Raw genomic sequence first — 13,561 nt, forward strand, 5'->3', positions numbered from 1 at the left:
TAGCATTCGCTCTCGCTTGCCATTGCTTATCGATATCGACAATGCCGTTCCGGAAACACCTTCTGCTCCCCCTCCTCGGTCTTGCCCTGCTGCTCGGCGGTTGCGGCCCTAGCGTCAGCTACTCCTACATTCCGCCGACCAGCGATGCCGGCCTGCACTGCGTGAGCCAGTGCAATGCCGAGAAGCGCCAGTGCAAGACCCTCGCCAAGCTGCAGCAGCGCCAGGACGAGGCGCTCTACCAGGCGCAGAGCACGGCCTACAACTACTGCATGCAGAACAGCGACAAGAAGAAGCGCAAGTCCTGCCCCTACCCGCAGCGCAACTTCGATTTCGGCGACGACTGCCAGGACGAGTACCGCAGTTGCTACCAGTCCTGCGGCGGCACCATCCGCCGCATCGTCCACCAGGACTGAGGCGCGACGTCCGGCAGGCATCCCGGACGTGGGGCAATACCGTCAGGCGAAGACGAAGTACTTGCGCACCGTCTCCACTACCTCCCAGGTACCACGCAGGCCCGGCTCGATGACGAATACGTCGCCCGCCCTCAGGTGCACCGGCTGCTCGCCTTCCGGGGTGATGATGCAGTAGCCGTCGAGGAAGTGGCAGAACTCCCAGCGTTCGTAGTTCACCTCCCACTTGCCCGGCGTGCAGATCCAGGTGCCCATCAGCTTGCTGCCGTCCGCCGAGGCGTATGCGTTGAGGTTGACGGTATGCGGATCGCCGTCGATCCGCTTCCACTTGGTGGCGTCCAGCACGGGTACGGGACAGGTATCGCGCAGTACGGTGATGAAATCTGACATGGTCGCTCCAGGAAGGCAGTGGATGAATGCCTCACCATAGGGCCACGCGCGGGGTGCCGGTTGTCTGGGTTCGACATCCGCCTAGCTGAAAGCGCTAGGCGGCCCGGGCACTCAGCGACGCCTGCCATTCAGCGCTGCCAGCAGGTCGCAGACCATGATCAGCAGCAGCATGGGTACGGCGAACGGAAAGAACGCCAGCGCCGCGTATTCGTAGGCCTGGCCCGTCCACCACAGGCAAAGGCTGGCGACCGCCACGAGCAGGAAGCTGGCGGCGACGATGAACTTGCACAAGCGCGAGGCGAACCTGAGCGTATCGTCCACGACGAATCTCCTTCGGCGACTCCCCCGCAGTCTGCCGAAACCGCTCTGTCCCGGCGGTGACGCAAGAATGACGATTCGGACAGAATTGTTACGCCTGCCGCAAAACTTCATTCCACTTTGTTAGCTGGCTAATCAAATTCCCCCTTGATATCGTCTTTTTCGCCAGATCCCCAAGGCCTGGCAAATGTCCCTTGTACAGGCCATTACCAACCCTCCCCCCGCTTGGTAATGGCCTTTTTTTCCCTTCTGCCGTAGTCCATGGAGATCGCATGCCACGCATTGCCCTGGTCCTGGGCGTGCTGCTGGTCAGCGCCTGCGCACAGCCTGTCACGCCGGACTCGATAGTCGAGGAATCGTTTTCCCGCAGCGCCAGCGAACGCCAGCTGGAAGAGCTGAACCGCCAGGGCCTTCCCTACGAGCAGTACCGGCTGCGCCGCCAGCGCATTCTCGGCCGCTGATCCCGGCGCCGCGCCTAGCGCTTCTTCGGCACCACCGCCCGCACCGCCTCGCAGACGACCAGCCCGACCATCAGCGGGATCAGCAGCGGCAGGATCGACATCGAGAGGTTTTCCGCTCCCGAGCTGAGGAGAAACGGAAACTGGCTGAGGAAGGCGACCATCGCCAGGCTGAGCAGGATCAGCAGGCCGTAGAGGCATGACGCCAATTTCAGAGCTTTTTCCATGACCGGGTAGAAAGTGAAGGATTCGGAAGAAAATCTACCCGCCCCGCTCCCCCGGTATGGCGAGAAGCAAGATTTTTTCAGATTCGGGTGCCCCGAAAAGACGCGAACCCGACCGACCGATCACCCCTCCATGCCCGTCGCGACAACCCGATCGGTCGGGTCCGGACTTGCAACATACCGCCGTGCCGATATCACGTCGCCTACCGGAACAAGGAGTTGTTCTTTTCGACGAACGTCCTCGCCTCCCGCTATCGCCCGCCCATCGCGACCTCGTATGCTCGCCGGGCGATGTCTCATGCCAGCAACCCTCACCCACAAGGGAGCAACACGATGAGCAACCTGCCTGCGATCATCCTGGTCCACGGCTTCTGGGGCGGCGCCGCCCACTGGAGCAAGGTCATTCTCGAACTGAAACGCCTCGGCCACGACAACCTGCATGCCGTCGAACTACCGTTGACCTCGCTGGCGGACGATGCCGAGCGGACGCGCAAGATGATCGCGCAGCAACAGGGGCCGGTCCTGCTGGTCGGACACTCCTATGGCGGCGCGGTGATCACCGAGGCCGGCAACCAGCCGAATGTGGTCGGGCTGGTCTATATCGCCGCCTTCGCCCCCGACAGCGGCGAAAGTCCCGGTGGCATCACCCAGGAGCACTTGCCCCTGGCCGCAGCGAACCTGGCGCCGGACAGCGATGGCTATCTCTGGGTGAAGGCGGACAGGTTCCACGAAAGCTTCTGCCAGGATCTCGCTGCGGACGAAGGGCTGGTCATGAGCATCACCCAGAAGGCTCCGCTGGCCAGCACTTTCGGCGATGCCATCGGCAGCCCGGCCTGGAAGAGCAAGCCCTCCTGGTACCAGATTTCCAGCGCCGATCGCATGATTGCGCCGGAGAACCAGGAGCGGATGGCCGCGCGGATCGCACCGAGGAAGATCGTCACCCTCGATGCCAGCCACGCGTCACTGGCCTCGCGAGCGAAGGAAGTAGCGGCGCTGATCGACGAGGCCGCCGTGGCCACCGCCCACTAGCGCCGCGCAGGACGCGGCAGCAGGCCTGGCCTGCTGCCGCGGCGGGCTCAGAGGCCGAGGGCGGACAGGTCGAGGCGGCCGTCGGCCATGGGCGGACACCAGAAGTAGCTGCCGCTGATCGGCCGGGTGAAACGGAACAGGCCATCGAGCACCCCGTCTTCCACGCCGATCATCCGTAGCCACTGGACCTCGAAGGCCTCGAACGAGCGGCCGAAGGCGGCGAACAACAGCCCCGCGCGGTGCTCGTCGGACCAGGGCGCGCCGCGCCGCAGGAGGAACGCGGCGGGCTCGAAGCTTTCCTGCTCGGTGCGCTTGACGTGGGCGTAGGCCGGCGCGTCTTCCAGTTCTTCGTCGTCGGACTTGCGGCGGCCGATGATGTTGTCCATCTCCTCGCCGGGGATCGCCTGCATCCGGTCGAAGTCATGCAGCCACTGCTGGACAGCAACGAAACTGCCGCCATCCAGGCCCGCACCGCGCCCGGAGACCAGCGCGGCTTCGAGCGCCGCATCGCCCTTGGGGTTCTCGGTGCCGTCCTTGTAGCCGGACAGGTCGCGGTCCTCGCCGTAGAGGAACGCATCCACCGCGCCGGTCCGCTGGAAGGCCGGCGCCAGCGACCGTTCCAGCGCGTGCGAGCGCAGCGTCACCTCGCCGCGATCCTCGCCGCGCAGCCAGCACCACAGCGCGGAGGGCGTGGACGGCAGGTCGATGCCGGGCGCGGCGAGCACCGGATAGTCCTTCATGCCCTCGACGGTCTTGCCGAGGCTGAGCATCAGCGAATGGCCGATACCCACCACCAGCTGGTAACCATCGGTGGCCGCGGCCAGGCTGGCCAAGGTCGCGGCCACCTGCTCGGGTTGGGAAATGCTGAAAAACAGGTAGCGACCCACCACCGGAATCGGGGTGAGAATGCCTGGCTGAGCCGCGCTCATGTTGCCTCCATCTATCATCAGGCCGTGCGCCGCTCGTGGCGATGCACCTTCGATCTCGTTCTGGTTCGAGCAATGCTCGGTTTCGGAGCGCAGCGGCGGGCGACGCCAAGCGAAGCGGCTCCGAAATACCCGCGCATCCTAAACCGGTGCAACGCCAGAGACCACTCGAAGACGAGGGAAAAGCGCGAAGTCGGACCTGCGTCGCTCAGAACTCCATCGGCATGAGACCGACCACCAGGCCGGCGACGGCAAGGGCAAACACCAGCAGGGCCTTGGCGAGTTCGAGATGATGGGCGTTCATGGGCTTACCTGTCGGAGGGAAAGCCTGACGCTAGACGCCGAACATTGCAGTTGTGCAATCAGTTCCGGTCCGCTTGCGGCGAAACCGCTCCGCTCGCCGAAAGCAGGCCCAGCGCATGCTCCAGCGCCGCATCCAGGACCTTGTCGCGCGCCACCTCGCTCGCCTGGGCACGCGCGAGAAGCACCGCGCCGACCGACAGGCAGGTGAGCACCCAGGCCCGGTTCTCGTCGCCCATCAGTTCGGCCAGCCGCCGTTGCCGCTGTTCCAGGGCGCGTTCGAAGGTTTCCCGCACCTCGGGCCCTGCCCGGCCCACCTCGGCGGCCAGCGCCGGAATCGGGCAGCCCATGTCGGCATGCTGCGCATGACCGCGACTGAGGTAGAGACGGGTGGCGCCGGCCAGTTGCTCCAGGCTGTCCAGCGGAAAGGCATCGTGCTGGGCGCTCAGCTCGCGCTGCAGGATCGCTTCGAGCAACTCCGCCTTGCTGGAGAATTGCGAGTAGAACGCCCCGGTGGTAAGACCAGCCGCCTTCATCAAGGTGTCCAGGCCGGTGCTGGCGAAGCCCTGGCGCTTCACCAGCGGAGCGGCCTTGCTCAACAGCAGGGCGCGGGTGGCCTGTTTCTGTTCCGGTTTGTAGCGCATGCCGACTATCCGTTGGTTGGGGAGACGATGTCGTCACATTGGATAATGATCGTTATATAACGCTCGTTATCCAATGAGGAAGCCGCAATGACTCTAGCACCGCGACACCTGCGCATAGAACAACGAGGACGCGTCCTGCAAGTCCTGCTCGACAATCCCCCGGCGAACTTCCTCACCACGGCGGTGATGCAGGAGCTGGCCGACCTGCTGGAAGACCTTGAGCAACGCCAGGACATCGGCGCCGTCATCCTTTCCGGAGCGGCGGACGGGGTCTTCCTGACCCACTTCGACGTCGACGAGATCGAGCGCGCCGTCGCCCCCATCACCTTTTCCATGCCGGCCTGGCTGACACGCCTGCTGCTGGAAAGCGAAAGCCTCCTGCGCCACTTGCCTGGGGCGAGGAAGCTGCTGCGGCGCACCCTGCTGGCAGGCGTCGCCGACATGAACCTGTTCCATGAGGTCACCGCGCACATGCGCCGCATGGACAAGGTGTTCATCGCCGCGATCAACGGCCTGGCCCTGGGCGGCGGCTGCGAGCTGGCGCTGGCCTGCGACCTGCGCCTGATGGCCGAGGACGACCAGGTGGAACGCTTCCTCGGCCAGCCGGAAGTACTCATCGGCCTGATACCGGGAGGCGGCGGCACCCAGATGCTGGCGCGCAGCCTGGGCGTAGCCAGGGCCCTGGAGCTGTGCCTGGAAGGGCAACTGCTGGAGCCGCGCCAGGCCCTTGCGCTGGGCCTGGTCAACGGGCTGGCGCCAGCGGAGGAGCTACTGGAAGCCGCCGACGCGCTGGCGCAACGCCTGTCCCGGCGCTCACCGCAAGCGGTGCGCCTGATCAAGCGTTCGATCTACCAGGCGGCTTCCCGCGACTGGACGGAGGGCATGGCCAGCGAAAAGGCCGGCTTCCTCTCCGCCGCCTCCCAGGGCAATACCCGCCGCGCCATGCGCGAATACATCGAACGGGTGCGCACCATCACCCGGGAAGAGCGCCCTTTCCGCCGTGCGGATTTTGACGACCTGACCGAAGGCAACGCCATCGACATGGCCTACAGGTGATCTGCATGACTGCCTCCCCTTCCCCGGTTTCCGCCACGCCTTGGCTGACCCTGAGCATTCGCCTGATGGCCGGCGGCTTCCTGCTGTTCTTCGGCCTGGCCCTGGCCACGCTGCTCCTGCGGCTCGACCAGTCGCTGCTCGACTCCGACGCCGGGCGCCTGCTGCTCCGCCTGGTTCGCTGGGGCGACCAGCAAGGCGGCGGACAGCACTATGAGCTGATGATCTCGACGATCTACCTGGTCTGGGGCGCATTCCTCTGGCGCGCCGCCAGCCAGCCCTTCCGCCACCGGCTGTTCATCGACTTCACCGTGGCGGCCAATGCCGCGCACTTCGGCCTGATGTTCCTGCAGGGACTGTTGATGCCCGGCGAACACATCCACCTGGCCGGCGATGTCCTGCTGGGCTGGGCCTCGCTGCTGCCGCTGATGCTGTTCTGGATACCGCAACGCAAGCGGGCAGCCCCTTCGCTCGCCGTCGAGCGGAAGTGACGACAGTGGAACGGCCCCCAAAGGGGCCTAGCAGTTCGAACAGGCTCCTCTTGATGCCGTTGCGGACTGGCCTATGCTCACGGTGTGTGCGAACCCCAAGGGTATTTCCCGACCAGCTCCCCCGCGGTCGGGATTTTTTTTGCCTGTCGCTCAGCGCTTCGGGTCGAAGGGCGAATAGCCCCGCCGGCGCAGGCTCGCCAGGGGCGCGAACAGCGGTTCCGGCAGATCGGCCCAATCGAACCAGGCCCAGCCGTCGCACTTGTCCGGCTCCATGAGGCGCGCCTCGGCATCCTCCGCGCAACCGGCCAGGATGAACGCGGTGAGGTAGTGGCGCCCCTCGAAGACGTCATTGCTGAACGGGCCGTGGCGCAGTTCGCTCAGCGCCAGGCCGGTCTCTTCCAGGGCTTCGCGCAGGGCGCAGTCCTCCACCACCTCGCCGAACTCGAGATGGCCGCCGGGCGCCGACCAGCAGCCAGCGCCATGACTGCCCTTGCGGCGCCCCAGCAACACCTTGCCGTCCCGCAAGATCAGGACGCCCACGCCTACCTGCGGTGCCGGCATCGTCGTACTCCTGCTTCGGGATCAGAGATGGAGCGTACCGCTCATGTACAACGCCGCCTTGCCGGAGATGACCACCCGCTCGCCGCGCACGTCGCATTCCAGGCGCCCCTTGCGCGCCCCGCCCTGCTCGGCGCTCAGCCGGGTCTTGCCCAGGCGCTGCGCCCAGTACGGCGCCAGGGAAGTATGCGCGGAACCGGTCACCGGGTCTTCGTTGACGCCGACGTTGGGCCCGAACCAGCGCGAGACGAAATCGAAGCGCTGGCTGCGCGCGGTCACCGCCACCCCGCGGCACGGCAAGCCCTTCAGCCGGGCGAAGTCAGGCGCCAGGGCGGCGATCGTCTTTTCGTCGTCGACCACCACGAGGTAATCGTCGGTCTTCAGCACTTCCGCCTCGGCAATACCCAGCGCCTCCAGCAGTCCGTCCGGTGTCGCGCAAGGCTCCGGACGCTTGGCCGGGAAGTCCATCGCCAGCGAGTCGCCCTCGCGCCGCACGCTCAGCTCACCGCTACGGGTAGCGAAACGCAGTACCGGGGAAGCGTCGTCGAGCTTGTGGATCAGTACCCAGGCCGTCGCCAGGGTCGCATGACCGCACAGGTCCACCTCGACCTGCGGCGTGAACCAGCGCAATTGATAGTCGCCGTCGCGGCCGACGACAAAGGCGGTTTCCGAAAGATTGTTCTCTTCCGCGATGGCCTGCAGGCGCTCGTCGTCCAGCCAGGCATCGAGGGGGCAGACCGCCGCCGGATTGCCCTGGAAGGGACTGTCGGCGAATGCGTCGACCTGGAAGATCGTCAGCTCCATGTTCCGGACTCCTGTGTCGATGGGCTGCGCACCTTAGCAGCCGGACCTCGACCAGGACAATGCCGCACCCCCGCGCGGTTGCGCCAGCGCAGGCGCCTCGCTCAGATCTGCCGGATATCCAGCAGCGCCCAGACCTGGTAACCCTGGCGCTTGGCTTCCTTCTCCGCCTCCAGTTGCGCGGTGACCTTGCTGATGGAGCGCGAGCGATGCTCGAAACGCAGCGGCAATCCCGCCCCGTCCTTGCGCACGCTCAGTTCGACGATGGTGTAGCGGACCGGCTGGCTAGCCTCGGTCCGGGCCTTTTTCGGTCGTGTTTCGGCAAGGCCCAGCGCCTTGCGCATCTGTTCTTCAGAGTAGATTTCCTGCACGCATTCACCCAGATTGAATAAAACCCGCAAATCCTATTGGTTCGCGACCCCACTTGCCAGGATAGTCGGCGAAGCGGGTCACACATCGACGCGAAAATCGCGCCTACCAGATCCGGCAGCTTCATCGAAACCGCCGCCGACATAAGCTGTGGGCGCTGTACATCCCTGGATCCTTTCCCGGCCTGCTCCACGCGGCCGGGATTTTTTTGCCCTCTTCACCCTTGCGCCGACTGCGGACGCCAGGCTGGCCTTCAGCCTGTCCGGCAGCTATACCGAAAGTCTCCACCGTGATCAGGATCCAGTATGCTCGCCTGCCCCCTCCCTCCCGACGAAGCCCTGCGCCAGCAGGCCCTGGACGACATGGCGCTGGTCGACACCCCCGCCGAACACTACCTGGACGCCCTGGTGGAACTGGCGCGGGAAACCTTCGGGGTGAAGACCGTGCTGATCAGTCTGATCGACCACGACCGCCAATGGTTCAAGGCCCGTATCGGCCTGGATGCCGAACAGACGCCGCGCGACCTGTCCTTTTGCGGCCACGCCATCCTGGCCAGCGAACCGCTGATGGTGACGGACGCCTCCAGGGATCCGCGTTTTCACGACAATCCGCTGGTCACCGGGCCGCCCTTCATCCGCTTCTACGCCGGCGAGCCCCTGCACGCCAGCAATGGCCAGGCCATCGGCACACTCTGCCTGATCGACCCGAGCCCGCGGCTGCTGAATCTCCGGGAAGGACGCCAGCTCAATCGACTGTCGATCCTGGCCGAAGGATATCTCCAGCTACGCAGCCTCACCGAGCACACCCGCTTCCTGCGCCAGGAGATCGACCGGGAGCAGCGCAAGTCACTGCTCGACCCCCTCACCCAATTGTGGAACCGGGCCGGCTTCCACGCGCTGCACCAGCATGAACTGGAGTTGGCGCGGGCCAGCGACCAGCGCATCGGCATCATCTACAGCGATATCGACCATTTCAAACGTATCAACGACACCCTGGGGCACCGGGCCGGCGACAGCGTCCTCCGCGAGGCGGCTTCGCGACTGCGCGCGGCGCTGCGGCCGGAAGATCTCCTGGCGCGTTTCGGCGGCGAGGAGTTCGTGGCGATGGTCCGGGTCCGCGAGACCACGGAACTGACCATGATCGCCAATCGCATCCGCGAACTGATGGAAGCGACCCCGATCGACTGTGCCGGCACGTCCGTGCCGGTGACCATCAGTGCCGGCTGTACCCTGGCCGGCAGCGGCGAAGAACCGGAACAGGCACTCGCCCGGGCGGATGCCGCGCTGTACGACGCCAAGCGTGCCGGACGCAACCGGGTGGTCAGCGTCTGACCAGGGCTAGTCCTCCAGCCCTGCGCAATCGGCGCAGATAGAGAAACCCTCGCTATCGACTGGCACCTGGACCGCGTCGCAATATTCGCAGGAACGTCGCCTGCCGGTTCCGCAGGCATCGGGCTCGTCGAGCGCGCCGAACGTATCTTCGTCACGCTCGTCCTCGAGGTAATCGTTATCCAGCAGGTGATCGTGTTCGGGTTCGTGAATATCGTCTTCGTCGCTCATCTTCGACTGCCTGCCGGCTGCGTGAGGCGGTCTTATAAAGGCAGCGACAGCGCCCGTCAACGGCTCAACCCAGGTACAGACGCAGTTGCAGCCGGATTCGCTCCGGCTCGCCGTCGATCGGCGCAGGGCGACTGTCGAATCGCTGGGCGCCCTGGACCATGTAGAACGCTTAGGCATGCAAATCGGCTCCTCCCCCTGCCTCATTGCACTAGAATCGCCCGGCGCAGCGCCTGCGCCCTCAAGCCTCTTTCGTAGAAAACACCATGAGCAAACTGCAACATATCGGCCTGTTCCTGTTCGTTCTTCTCTCTGCCGGCCTGGCGCTCGGCTACCGAGTCGACTGCCCGGACGGCAGCCATGTCGAGACCTACCTGCTTCGCGGCCTGGGCGCGCGCCTCCTCGGCAACGATCTCTGCGAGCAGGCAGCGCCCTGACGCCGGGCGTTCCCGGATCCGACGGCGCCCGCCTATCGAGCCGGCAAGCCTCCGCCAACGCCAAGCCTTGCCGAAGCGATGGGCCACCAGCGCTAACCGGCCAGTTGCAACCAGAGCGAAAACACGCCCAGCGCACACCAGAAGCCGGCGAACAGGAACGGCACGCGTCGCGAGAACAGCAAGGTTTTCTCGAAGCTGCCGCGGTTGACCTCGCGTTCGCTGAACAATGGCGAATCATCGTAGGCCAGGCCGATCTCCGGATCGCTGTGCAACAGGCAGGACTGCTTGAACTGCCAGTGGCAGATGATCTCCGAGGATGCCTGGATGCCCGGCCAGGCATGCAGGGAATTGACGATCCCGAGCAGTGCCAGGAGCGCCGGCACTACCAGGGTGAACAGCTCGCCCCAGGCCGGGTTCAGGTTGGCCATCGACGAGGCATAGGCGATGACGAGGAACGACTGCGCCGTCAGGTAGGCGTTGGTCCGACTGGATAGCTGGCCCGTCTCGTAGTGGATTTCCCGCCGGTAGAAGTCCAGCCGCTCCTTGGCTGAACAGAAGATCCGGACATCGGATTCTTGCGACAACGGCCCTCCGGGCATGATCAACCTGGACACAAGCACGACACCTCGAACGAGTGGATGGGCTTGTTTGGAAAGAACCGATCCATGCCGGTTCGGAATCTCCGACGACCGTTCCCCGCGCCGGTAACGATTTCCGCCACCGCCCCGCTGGCCATGGAACTCAACGGAGCCCTGGCCGCCGCACGCCTGCGCAAGGTAAAAAGGGCGATCCTCCCGGATCGCCCTCCTGCATCAGAACAACGCCCCCAGGTAAGCCGCCGCGCCGCCGCCGAACTGTGCACCGACGTTGACCCCGGCCATCAACAGGGCGCCACGGGACGATTGCAGTAATTGCCGCGACATGCTGGCGCCCAGCGCGGCGGTCAATGGCGAGGCGCTCGCCAGCGCCACCGCCGCCAGCAGCTTGGGATCGAGGCCGAAGAGGATCGCCGTGCCCGAACCGCCGGCGATGACTCCCGCGCCGAGTTCGACGTACATGCAGGGCCCGGTGAAGTCGCCGCGGGACAGGTCGCGCCCCACCAGGCCGTCCGCGACCAAGACGGTTCCGGTGCTCGGCAACGCCTCCAGCGCACCGGCCCCGCCAACGCTCTTGCCCTTGACATTGAGGTTGACCTTGCCGAAGCGCGGCAGGCGCATGCCCAGTCCGATCCCGCCGCCCACCCCGCCATAGCGGAAGGACACGTTCTCACCCTCCGGCGAGAGCAACGTGATGGAGCCGCCGCTACCCGCTAGGAAGGCCACGGTCATGCCTCCGCCACTGGCCGTCACGTAGCGCCAGCGACTCTCGTTGAGGGGCAAGGGAATGGGAAGTTGCGACATGACTTCAATGTCCTTTTGAGGTCGGTTGGGAAGAACGCAGGCCCAGCAATCCCCTGAACCCGACAATACCGAAGAGTGCGCCGAAGCCGCAGAGGAAAGCGCTGGTTCCCCAGAGCGCGCCGGCATCGTCGACTATCGCGCTGGCCGCCGGCCGCCCAGCCTCGTAGAGGACGCGAACCGGCTCGCCCACCTGGTAGCCGAAGATGAAGCCGCCCTGGGGATAGGAAATCCGCTCGCCGGAAACGCTGGTGAAATCGATCTGCGGATGCGAACCGCCGGCATTCAAGGCGCTGACCGTCCCCTGGGCTTCCTGCGCAGTACGCAGGAAATGGTACCGCTCGACGGTCTTGAAACCGCCGGCGAGCAGGAGACCGAGTCCGAGCAGGGAAAAAAGGGAAGCGTGAAGAAGTCCGCCGATACGCGAACCGGAAGAGGTCGTCATGAGCCTTGTCGCCTGAATCATCCGTGAAGGCGCTAGGGTCGGAAAAGACCGCCCCCGCTGTCAATAGCGGCTATGCGATGAAGCGCGAGCCCAGGCGAGCACGGGCCGAGCGGCCTTTTTCGGGGCGCAAACGAAAAAAGGCGACCCTTTCGGATCGCCTTTCTTGCCCCGCCAGCAGCGCGGGATTTGTTTGGTAGGCACGATTGGATTCGAACCAACGACCCCCACCATGTCAAGGTGGTGCTCTAACCAACTGAGCTACGTGCCTGCTGATGGCGCGCATTCTACAGACCCCAAAAACACCGTCAAGCTTTTTTTTCGCTAACTCTCTGAAAAAGTGGAATTTTTATTTTCTGGGGGTCCGTTGAAAATTTTGCACGGAGGCTAGCCGGCCGATTTCGACTCGGGTAGCATCCGGGCATCCGTAAAAAATAAAAAACAGAGGTGCAAGATGCCGCACACCCCCTACCCCTCCTCCTATTACGCCGCGTCGGCCAATCCCGCGCCGCCCCGCCCGGAACTCCAGGGCGAGGTCGAAACCGACGTCTGCGTGATCGGTGCCGGCTATACCGGCCTCTCCACCGCCCTGTTCCTGTTGGAGAATGGTTTCAAGGTCACCGTACTGGAAGCCGCCAAGGTCGGCTTCGGCGCTTCCGGGCGCAACGGCGGCCAGATCGTCAACAGCTACAGCCGCGACATCGACGTGATCGAGCGCACCGTCGGCAAGCGCGAAGCGCAGTTGCTCGGCGAGATGGCCTTCGAAGGCGGGCGCATCATCCGCGAGCGCGTGGCCCGCTACGGTATCCAATGCGACCTGAAGGACGGCGGGGTGTTCGCCGCCTTCACCGAGAAGCAGATGGATCACCTGCGCGCGCAGAAACAGTTGTGGGAACGCTACGGCCACAACCAGTTGGAGATCATGGACGCCAAGCGCATCCGCGAGGTGGTGGCGACCGACAACTATATAGGTGGCATGCTTGACATGAGCGGCGGCCACATCCATCCGCTGAACCTCGCCCTCGGCGAAGCGGCGGCGGTGGAGTCGCTCGGCGGCAGAATCTACGAGCAGAGCCCGGCGACCCGCATCGAGCGCGGCGCCAGCCCGGTGGTGCATACCCCGCAAGGCAAGGTGAAGGCGAAGTTCATCGTGGTCGCCGGTAACGCCTACCTCAACGGCCTGGTCCCGGAACTGGCGGCCAAGTCGATGCCCTGCGGCACCCAGGTGATCACCACCGAGCCGCTGAACGAGGAACTGGCCCACAGCCTGCTGCCGCAGGACTACTGCGTGGAAGACTGCAATTACCTGCTCGACTACTATCGCCTCTCCGGCGACAAGCGCCTGATCTATGGTGGCGGCGTGATCTATGGCGCTCGCGATCCGGCGGACATCGAGGCGATCATCCGGCCGAAGATGCTCAAGACCTTCCCGCAACTGAAGGACGTGAAGATCGACTTCGCCTGGACCGGCAACTTCCTGCTGACCCTCTCGCGCCTGCCCCAGGTCGGCCGCATCGGCGACAACATCTACTATTCCCAGGGTTGCAGCGGCCACGGCGTGACCTACACCCACGTCGCCGGCAAGGTCCTGGCCGAAGCCCTGCGCGGCCAGGCCGAGCGCTTCGACGCTTTCGCCGGCCTGCCGCACTACCCCTTCCCCGGCGGCAAGCTGTTCCGCGTACCGTTCACCGCCATCGGCGCCTGGTACTACAGCCTGCGCGACAAGCTCGGGATCTAGTCCGCGTCGACAGAACGGCA

The 13,561-nt window shown here is 65.0% G+C and carries 20 protein-coding genes and 1 tRNA gene; 8 read left to right on the forward strand and 13 right to left on the reverse strand.

The window, feature by feature from the left end:
* Positions 1-41: 41 nt before the first annotated feature.
* Positions 42-413, forward strand: a complete 372-nt coding sequence (locus ACTJJX_RS24860) for a hypothetical protein (protein ID WP_003160518.1) — start codon at positions 42-44, stop codon at positions 411-413.
* A gap of 42 nt (positions 414-455) precedes the next feature.
* Here the strand turns inward: ACTJJX_RS24860 and ACTJJX_RS24865 are convergent, their stop codons facing one another.
* A complete protein-coding gene (locus ACTJJX_RS24865) occupies positions 456-800 on the reverse strand; it encodes a cupin domain-containing protein (protein ID WP_003090818.1) in 345 nt (114 codons plus the stop codon).
* A 111-nt stretch (positions 801-911) separates the two neighbouring features.
* Positions 912-1,121, reverse strand: a complete 210-nt coding sequence (locus tag ACTJJX_RS24870; protein ID WP_003090820.1) for a hypothetical protein — start codon at positions 1,119-1,121, stop codon at positions 912-914.
* Positions 1,122-1,390: 269 nt separating this feature from the next.
* On the opposite strand from ACTJJX_RS24870, the gene ACTJJX_RS24875 reads away from it, so the two are divergent.
* Positions 1,391-1,579: a hypothetical protein gene (locus tag ACTJJX_RS24875; RefSeq protein ID WP_003090821.1), complete on the forward strand. Its 189-nt coding sequence runs from the start codon at positions 1,391-1,393 to the stop codon at positions 1,577-1,579.
* 14 nt (positions 1,580-1,593) lie between these two features.
* Here ACTJJX_RS24875 and ACTJJX_RS24880 read toward each other — a convergent pair whose 3' ends face one another.
* A complete protein-coding gene (locus ACTJJX_RS24880) occupies positions 1,594-1,785 on the reverse strand; it encodes a hypothetical protein (RefSeq protein ID WP_003099127.1) in 192 nt (63 codons plus the stop codon).
* A gap of 348 nt (positions 1,786-2,133) precedes the next feature.
* On the opposite strand from ACTJJX_RS24880, the gene ACTJJX_RS24885 reads away from it, so the two are divergent.
* Positions 2,134-2,829 carry an alpha/beta hydrolase gene (locus ACTJJX_RS24885; RefSeq protein ID WP_003119904.1) on the forward strand — a complete coding sequence of 232 codons (696 nt, stop codon included), beginning with the start codon at positions 2,134-2,136 and terminating at the stop codon, positions 2,827-2,829.
* Positions 2,830-2,876: 47 nt separating this feature from the next.
* Here the strand turns inward: ACTJJX_RS24885 and ACTJJX_RS24890 are convergent, their stop codons facing one another.
* Complete coding sequence (locus ACTJJX_RS24890) at positions 2,877-3,776, reverse strand: Dyp-type peroxidase (protein ID WP_003119903.1); 900 nt, start codon at positions 3,774-3,776, stop codon at positions 2,877-2,879.
* 341 nt (positions 3,777-4,117) lie between these two features.
* Complete coding sequence (locus ACTJJX_RS24895) at positions 4,118-4,699, reverse strand: TetR/AcrR family transcriptional regulator (RefSeq protein ID WP_016852710.1); 582 nt, start codon at positions 4,697-4,699, stop codon at positions 4,118-4,120.
* 87 nt (positions 4,700-4,786) lie between these two features.
* Here ACTJJX_RS24895 and ACTJJX_RS24900 point away from each other — a divergent pair, with 87 nt between their 5' ends.
* Both ACTJJX_RS24900 and ACTJJX_RS24905 read left to right on the forward strand, forming a co-directional pair.
* On the forward strand, positions 4,787-5,755 hold the full coding sequence (locus tag ACTJJX_RS24900) for an enoyl-CoA hydratase/isomerase family protein (protein WP_003114421.1): 969 nt from the start codon (positions 4,787-4,789) through the stop codon (positions 5,753-5,755).
* Positions 5,756-5,760: 5 nt separating this feature from the next.
* Complete coding sequence (locus tag ACTJJX_RS24905) at positions 5,761-6,243, forward strand: DUF6632 domain-containing protein (RefSeq protein ID WP_003114422.1); 483 nt, start codon at positions 5,761-5,763, stop codon at positions 6,241-6,243.
* Between the two features lie 150 nt (positions 6,244-6,393).
* On the opposite strand, the gene ACTJJX_RS24910 is transcribed toward ACTJJX_RS24905, so the two are convergent.
* The 3 genes from ACTJJX_RS24910 to ACTJJX_RS24920 form a co-directional block, all read right to left on the reverse strand.
* A complete protein-coding gene (locus ACTJJX_RS24910; protein ID WP_016852709.1) occupies positions 6,394-6,804 on the reverse strand; it encodes a nucleotide triphosphate diphosphatase NUDT15 in 411 nt (136 codons plus the stop codon).
* Between the two features lie 21 nt (positions 6,805-6,825).
* Entirely contained in the window at positions 6,826-7,605 is a 780-nt protein-coding gene (locus ACTJJX_RS24915; RefSeq protein ID WP_016852708.1) for a PhzF family phenazine biosynthesis protein, read from the reverse strand.
* 101 nt (positions 7,606-7,706) lie between these two features.
* Entirely contained in the window at positions 7,707-7,946 is a 240-nt protein-coding gene (locus tag ACTJJX_RS24920) for a hypothetical protein (RefSeq protein ID WP_003099145.1), read from the reverse strand.
* A gap of 330 nt (positions 7,947-8,276) precedes the next feature.
* Between ACTJJX_RS24920 and ACTJJX_RS24925 the strand changes: the two genes are divergently transcribed.
* Positions 8,277-9,302 (forward strand): diguanylate cyclase, encoded by a 1,026-nt coding sequence (locus tag ACTJJX_RS24925; RefSeq protein WP_014602753.1) that lies wholly within the window; start codon positions 8,277-8,279, stop codon positions 9,300-9,302.
* Positions 9,303-9,308: 6 nt separating this feature from the next.
* On the opposite strand, the gene ACTJJX_RS24930 is transcribed toward ACTJJX_RS24925, so the two are convergent.
* Complete coding sequence (locus tag ACTJJX_RS24930) at positions 9,309-9,530, reverse strand: hypothetical protein (RefSeq protein WP_003114427.1); 222 nt, start codon at positions 9,528-9,530, stop codon at positions 9,309-9,311.
* Positions 9,531-9,793: 263 nt separating this feature from the next.
* Between ACTJJX_RS24930 and ACTJJX_RS24935 the strand changes: the two genes are divergently transcribed.
* On the forward strand, positions 9,794-9,964 hold the full coding sequence (locus ACTJJX_RS24935) for a hypothetical protein (RefSeq protein ID WP_003099153.1): 171 nt from the start codon (positions 9,794-9,796) through the stop codon (positions 9,962-9,964).
* A 92-nt stretch (positions 9,965-10,056) separates the two neighbouring features.
* Here the strand turns inward: ACTJJX_RS24935 and ACTJJX_RS24940 are convergent, their stop codons facing one another.
* The 4 genes from ACTJJX_RS24940 to ACTJJX_RS24955 all read right to left on the reverse strand — a co-directional run bounded on the left by ACTJJX_RS24940 (position 10,057) and on the right by ACTJJX_RS24955 (position 12,074).
* Positions 10,057-10,578, reverse strand: a complete 522-nt coding sequence (locus tag ACTJJX_RS24940) for a hypothetical protein (protein ID WP_003119901.1) — start codon at positions 10,576-10,578, stop codon at positions 10,057-10,059.
* Between the two features lie 198 nt (positions 10,579-10,776).
* Positions 10,777-11,364, reverse strand: a complete 588-nt coding sequence (tse4, locus tag ACTJJX_RS24945; protein ID WP_003099160.1) for a type IV secretion system toxin Tse4 — start codon at positions 11,362-11,364, stop codon at positions 10,777-10,779.
* 4 nt (positions 11,365-11,368) lie between these two features.
* Positions 11,369-11,806, reverse strand: coding sequence for a type VI secretion system immunity protein Tsi4 (tsi4, locus tag ACTJJX_RS24950; protein ID WP_003099162.1), 438 nt, complete (start codon positions 11,804-11,806; stop codon positions 11,369-11,371).
* Positions 11,807-11,997: 191 nt separating this feature from the next.
* Positions 11,998-12,074: transfer RNA gene (locus ACTJJX_RS24955), tRNA-Val, on the reverse strand.
* 183 nt (positions 12,075-12,257) lie between these two features.
* On the opposite strand from ACTJJX_RS24955, the gene ACTJJX_RS24960 reads away from it, so the two are divergent.
* Positions 12,258-13,541 carry an NAD(P)/FAD-dependent oxidoreductase gene (locus ACTJJX_RS24960; RefSeq protein ID WP_015649031.1) on the forward strand — a complete coding sequence of 428 codons (1,284 nt, stop codon included), beginning with the start codon at positions 12,258-12,260 and terminating at the stop codon, positions 13,539-13,541.
* Positions 13,542-13,561: the final 20 nt, after the last annotated feature.

The sequence above is a fragment of the Pseudomonas sp. 22490 genome, assembly GCF_052044465.1.
Classification (GTDB): Bacteria; Pseudomonadota; Gammaproteobacteria; order Pseudomonadales; family Pseudomonadaceae; genus Pseudomonas; species Pseudomonas aeruginosa.